Source organism: Jiangella muralis, from assembly GCF_001270745.1.
In the GTDB taxonomy this organism is placed as follows: domain Bacteria; phylum Actinomycetota; class Actinomycetes; order Jiangellales; family Jiangellaceae; genus Jiangella; species Jiangella muralis.
The window spans coordinates 1-5,066 of the sequence record NZ_LFXL01000072.1 but is presented as its reverse complement, the minus strand read 5'-3'; the positions used below and the strand labels follow the sequence as shown (position 1 = coordinate 5,066).

Genomic DNA, 5,066 nt, shown 5'->3' with positions numbered 1-5,066 from the left:
GAGTCGCCGATCGCGTGGAACCGGACTCTGCTGTCGGTGCACAGGTCGCATGTGATCTCGACCAGGTTCCGCCGGTCGGTCACCTTGGTCGCGCTCATCGGCTCTTGGCCCGGTCGAGGGCATGCTTGGCGGCGCCGATCGCGTCCAGCGCCTCGACACGCCGCCGCCCCTGCTCGGCGGTGGCCGGGCCGGCGCCCTCGGGCCAGTCCGAACGGAGCGTGCCAGCCGCCTCGGAGAGCAGCCGGCGCGCCTCGGTGACCATCTCGTGGAACGTCGGCAGCGAGCCCTCGAACCACTGATCGTCGCGGGCTGGCGGGGCGGCCTCGGTGAGCGTCATGCGGCTGTGTGCGTGGGCGAGCGCGGCCAGGATCGCGCGGGCGTTGGCGCTGTCGACGCCGGTCATGACGTCGCCGAGGCTGAGCTCCGGCGCGTGGTAGGCGTCGGCGGCGGCGAGGCTGAGCGCCACACCGATCACGCGCCGCTCGCCGCCGGACATGACGCCGTCCTCGGAGAACCACTGGTTGACGAGGCGCCAGTCCAGCCACGCACCTGGGCGAGCTTCACCGCCCGGGTAGTCGTACGCTTCGCGGGGCTCGGCCAGGTGAGCGACCTTGTACAGGAGGCCGCTGTCGATCAGCAGCTTGACGGCGGCCTCCTGGTCGTAGGCGCCGTGCGCCCACTCGGTGAGCTGGGCGGCCAGGGTGTCGAGGTCAGTGTTCATCGGGGTTGATCCTCTCGAACTTGTGGCGGGCGCCCATGGTCGCGGCGACGAGCCATGAGCCGGCGATGTTGCTGGTGTGGTGGATGATCTCGCGGAGGCTGACCTTGTAGCCGGCTGTCAGCGAGGCGGCGTACGCGATGCCGTAGAGGTGGTCGCCGGACAGGACGGACGCGTCGAGCAGGGACGACCGGCCCTGCTCTCGCTCGCTGCGGGCGTGGTCGAGATCTTCGGTGATGCGCAGCCAGTCGAGGTGGTGCGGGTCGCCGTCGTCGTCGAGGACGACGTAGGCGCCCATCCGTTCGAGGGCCCTGGAGATCCGGAGCAGTTCGAGGGCGGCCAGCGCGGGCAGGTCGTCGGCCGGCGCGCGCGCGACCAGCCAGGCGTACAGCCGTTCGGGGTTGACCTTCATGGGCATGACGTCTCCTGATGGGTGGTGGGCGGTTCCAGGGTGTCAGGTGGTGGCGACGGAACGAGCGGCGATGAGCACGACGACGGGGTTGGCCAGCACGGCAGCCGCGTCGTCGAGGCCGATATACCCGACCGTGAGCCGGTCGACGGCGCTGAGGCTGAGGCAGAGCTGTACCCGGCCGTCGCCGAACAGGGTGAGCCAGACGCGGCCGCGGTCGCTGACGTGCGCGAGGTTCAGGCCGGGCCGCCAGACGTCGCGCCGGGCGTGAGTCCACGGGCCGCCGAGGTCGGCGGCGGCGCTGTACATGGCGCTGCGCAGCTCGGAGGCGTCGGCCGCGGTCGAGGCGGTCACCGGGCGGCCTTGCCGGCGTCGGTGAGCTGGACCGTGCTCGCACGCACGCCGCCGACGATGTCGCAGTTGAGCTGGGTGCGGTTGCGCAGCCGGAACGGAACGGTCGACACGTCGGGCCCGTACTCGATCAGCTCGCGGCCGTGCAGGGCGCGCAGCGTGGCGCCGTTGACGGTCCGCAGGTACTCGGGGCGACTGACGGCCGACATGTTCGGCACGTAGAGCGCGAACCGCTGGCGGGGCTGCTCGACGAGCCACGAGTCGCCGAGGCTGGCCCGGAACCGCAGGATGTCGAGCAGGTCGAGGGCGGCGCGGCCGAGCCCGATGCGCGGGTCGGCCGGCAGGCCGGCGGTGCAGCTCGGGCACAGGTCGACACCGGCCTCGAAGCCGTGGCCGCAGTCGTCGACGACGGCGCTCACGGTGCGACGCTCACCAGCGCGCGGCCGCGGACAACCGGGATCGGGTTGCCGTCGAGGACGACCCACGTCCGGTCGTCGGGCCAGTGCTCGACCCGGTCGAGCTGGCCGCAGTGCACGGTTGGCTCGCCGGTGAGTGGCGGTGTCGGCTCGACGGCGAGGACGACGCGGTGACCGAGGTCGAGGCCGGACAGGGACGCGACGGGGCGGGCGTGCGGCGGGCTGGCCAGGCCGTCGAGGTACGCGGCGAACTCGCGCACCGAGTCGCCCTCGACGCCGCCCTCGTCGCCGGTTTCGATGGGGCGCCCGTGGTTGCAGCCCCAACCGCAGCGAGGCCAGGCGCAGGGAGGGGCGGCGGACGGCTGCTCGGGCTCGCCTCCGTCGGTGATGTTGATCGTGAGGTTGTCGCGGGTCATCGGGTCGCCTCCGTGTCGGCGTAGGTGCTGGGCCCGTCGTCCAGCAAGTCGGGATCGGCGATCGCGATGTCGTCGAGGGTCATACCTTGGCCAACTCGACGGGGTCGATCACCGGGGTCGGCCTGGTCGGCTTGGTCGGCTCGACGAGGTAGTCGACCTTCTTCCCGGTGTGCTTGGCGTACTGGATCTCGGCGCGGGTCGACTCGCCGATGTAGCCGCCGGGGTTGACGACAAAGATCGCGTCCGACAGGTCGATCTTGTGCAGGTGGAGCCGGTCAAGCCGCTCCTTCTGCTGGTCGGTGATCTCGTCGCCGGCGTGGGCGAACACGCCCGGCGCTAGGACGATGGCGCCGGCAAGGGTCGCGTGACGGGTCGCGGCGGCGATCTCGTCGCGGAAGCGGGTAGATCCGCAGATGGTGACGACGAGGGGCTTCCGGGTCGTGGTCATCGTGCTCGGGCCTTTCTGGCTCGGTAGGCGTTCATGTCGGCAACGCCGATCGGGAGGGCCCGCGGCGGGGTCGGCGTGCGGGGCGTGTTCGGGAGGCCGCCGGCGCAGGTGGCGGCGTGGGGCATGTACAGCCGCTCGAACCCCATGAGCGGCCGGTCGGGTACGACGGCGCGGGCGCGGCGGGTGCCGGTGCCGTCGCGGTGGGCGGCGACGTTGCCGGCGGGGTCGGGGGTGGCGTTGAGGGGTTGCCGCTTGCCGGCGGCGGTGATGGCCCACACGACGTCGGCTCCGCAGAGCGAGCACTGCCGCACGTCCCGGTCGGTCATGGTCAGTCGTCCGCCGCGGCGTACCGGTCGATGTCGTACCGGCGCGGGTTGCTGTACGCCCTGCGCGCCGTCCGGGCCTCGGCTTCGGTGTCGTACTCCGGTCCCACGAGCCGGCCGAACTTGCTGTCGCGGATGCGGTAGACCTTGCGGCGCTGGCTGTACGGCGTGACGTCTGGCGCCAGGCTCCCTCCCGCCTGGGGCTCGTCGCGGTGCGCGGCCGTGCGGTGGTCGTCGACCTCGGCGTCGGTCCCGTCGAATCGGCAGTCGGGGTAGGGGCAGCGGGACATGGTCGCCTCCGAAGGTGTGGATGATAACGGACATTATCATGCTGCTAGCTAGCTCGCTAGGAGGCTGGCTAGCTCGCTGCTATCCTGCTTCCGTTCGTTCGCTCTGTCACCTGTTATGCACTCATCGAAGGTCCGGGGTCGGCGCTTCTCACGAGGGAGCGCCGACCCCGACCGGGTTCACGGGGTGGACGAGTCGGGCCCGGCGCCTCACGGGGGAGCGCCGGGCCCGTCGTCGTTCAGGGGGTGACGGCGGCGATCAGTTCGTCGCGGGTCATCGGTCACCACTCGGCGATGGGCAGGCTCCACGTACCGTGCTCGCCCGCCTTGATCTTCACCGATCGGCCGTCGATCATCAGCAGCGCGGGCCGGTTGTGCCACTGGGCCACCTCGACGGCGTCGGCCAGGATCTCGACGGCGGCGGGGGTGAGGGTGATGACGGCCTCGTCGACGTCGGTCGTGGTCTCGGTGGGCCGGGGCCCGGGAGCATCGGCGTCCATGTCGACACCGAGCTTGCCCGCCCACTGGCGCACGACGCCGGCGATCTCGCCCTCGATCGGGTTGGACGGCAGCGCGGCGAGCAGCAGCTCGACGGCGCCGCGGGTCAGGGTCGGGCCCGGCTTCGGCTCGCTCCACACGGTGTCGCCGTTCTCGTCGACGACCGAGTACGGCTGCCAATCGGAGTCGTCGACGTCGGCGGGCCCGAACGCGCCGACGGTGATGCCGCCGGGCATGTTGTCAGACTCGTGGTAGGTGTCGAGCGCGCCGTCGACGTCGCCGGCGTCGACGGCGACGGCGCTCGACACGGTGTTGGTCAGGAGCACGGTGTAGCGGTTCATGGTCGGCTGGTCCTTCTGCTCGGCGGGGTGGTGGGCGGGGCAGTAGTCGAGGCGGCGGCGGCCGCGGGGGTTGGGGGCGGCGACGACCCATCCCTGTGTACGGGCGTACGTGCGGGCTTCGGCGCCGGTGGTGGCGTCGATGGGGGTCGACTCGCGGCACGCCTCGACGCCGTACGGGCCGCCGTCGCACGTGAGGCGGGTGACCTGCTGGCGCCAGGTGCGGCCGAGGCCGGCGCGCTGGTGGATGGTGACGCTCACGACGGCTTCACCATCGCGACGACGGCGAGGTCGTACTCGCTGTCGTCGAAGTAGGTCGCCGCCGTGACGTCCCTCATCAGGTCGGCGGCCGCGTCGGCGGCGTCGAAGCTCCGGTAGGGGCCGAACGCTTGCGGCTGCTCGGGCAGCTCGCGCGGCGTGACCACGACCGCGTACCAGTAGATGCGTCGTGCGCTCATGGTGGGCATCCTCTCGCGGGACGGTGGGCCCGGCGGCCGCGGTGCGGCGGCCGCCGGCGCGGACGGGTCAGCTCCGGGTGGCGGTGACGCCGGCGACCGTGTACAGGCCGAGCCGGTCGGCGTCCTCGTGCACGACGACCTCGCGGATGCGCTCGGCCAGCCGGCCAGCGGCCTCGGCGCGGGCCTCGGCCTCGGTGACGCCGTAGTCGAGCATCCAGCCGGCGATGGTGACGTCGAGGTCGAGGGTGACGGTGACCTTCATGTTGGCCGGCTCCTGGTCGACGGGCTCGGCCGGCGCGACGTCGAGGTCGACGATCTCGGCCACACCCGCGCGGGACCAGTTGCCCTGCGCGACCTCGTGCTCGCCGACCTGGTGCCCGCGGGCTGCGAGGTCGAGGCGGGAG

At 72.2% G+C, this 5,066-nt stretch carries 11 protein-coding genes; all 11 read right to left on the bottom strand.

What is annotated here, in order from left to right; genetic code table 11:
• Positions 1–94 precede the first annotated feature (94 nt).
• Entirely contained in the window at positions 95–721 is a 627-nt protein-coding gene (locus tag ACW62_RS32650; RefSeq protein WP_053208305.1) for a hypothetical protein, read from the bottom strand.
• The gene (locus tag ACW62_RS32645; RefSeq protein ID WP_157575146.1) at positions 711–1,136 is read right to left on the bottom strand and encodes a hypothetical protein; all 426 of its coding nucleotides are present in this window, start codon (positions 1,134–1,136) and stop codon (positions 711–713) included. Before ACW62_RS32645 ends, ACW62_RS32650 begins: the two co-directional genes overlap by 11 nt.
• A gap of 36 nt (positions 1,137–1,172) precedes the next feature.
• Positions 1,173–1,481 (bottom strand): hypothetical protein, encoded by a 309-nt coding sequence (locus ACW62_RS32640; RefSeq protein ID WP_053208303.1) that lies wholly within the window; start codon positions 1,479–1,481, stop codon positions 1,173–1,175.
• Complete coding sequence (locus tag ACW62_RS32635; RefSeq protein ID WP_053208302.1) at positions 1,478–1,897, bottom strand: hypothetical protein; 420 nt, start codon at positions 1,895–1,897, stop codon at positions 1,478–1,480. Before ACW62_RS32635 ends, ACW62_RS32640 begins: the two co-directional genes overlap by 4 nt.
• The gene (locus tag ACW62_RS32630) at positions 1,894–2,310 is read right to left on the bottom strand and encodes a hypothetical protein (protein ID WP_053208301.1); all 417 of its coding nucleotides are present in this window, start codon (positions 2,308–2,310) and stop codon (positions 1,894–1,896) included. The genes ACW62_RS32635 and ACW62_RS32630 overlap by 4 nt, the downstream gene beginning before the upstream one ends.
• Positions 2,311–2,389: 79 nt before the next feature.
• Complete coding sequence (locus ACW62_RS32625; protein ID WP_053208300.1) at positions 2,390–2,758, bottom strand: hypothetical protein; 369 nt, start codon at positions 2,756–2,758, stop codon at positions 2,390–2,392.
• Positions 2,755–3,084, bottom strand: coding sequence for a hypothetical protein (locus tag ACW62_RS32620; RefSeq protein ID WP_053208299.1), 330 nt, complete (start codon positions 3,082–3,084; stop codon positions 2,755–2,757). Before ACW62_RS32620 ends, ACW62_RS32625 begins: the two co-directional genes overlap by 4 nt.
• Positions 3,085–3,086: 2 nt before the next feature.
• Positions 3,087–3,371: a hypothetical protein gene (locus ACW62_RS32615; RefSeq protein ID WP_053208298.1), complete on the bottom strand. Its 285-nt coding sequence runs from the start codon at positions 3,369–3,371 to the stop codon at positions 3,087–3,089.
• Positions 3,372–3,649: 278 nt separating this feature from the next.
• Positions 3,650–4,465 (bottom strand): hypothetical protein, encoded by an 816-nt coding sequence (locus ACW62_RS32610; protein ID WP_053208297.1) that lies wholly within the window; start codon positions 4,463–4,465, stop codon positions 3,650–3,652.
• Positions 4,462–4,662: a hypothetical protein gene (locus ACW62_RS32605; protein WP_053208296.1), complete on the bottom strand. Its 201-nt coding sequence runs from the start codon at positions 4,660–4,662 to the stop codon at positions 4,462–4,464. The genes ACW62_RS32610 and ACW62_RS32605 overlap by 4 nt, the downstream gene beginning before the upstream one ends.
• Positions 4,663–4,729: 67 nt before the next feature.
• Positions 4,730–5,066, bottom strand: a 337-nt coding sequence (locus ACW62_RS34945) for a hypothetical protein (protein ID WP_169792182.1), incomplete at its 5' end; no start/stop codon positions are given.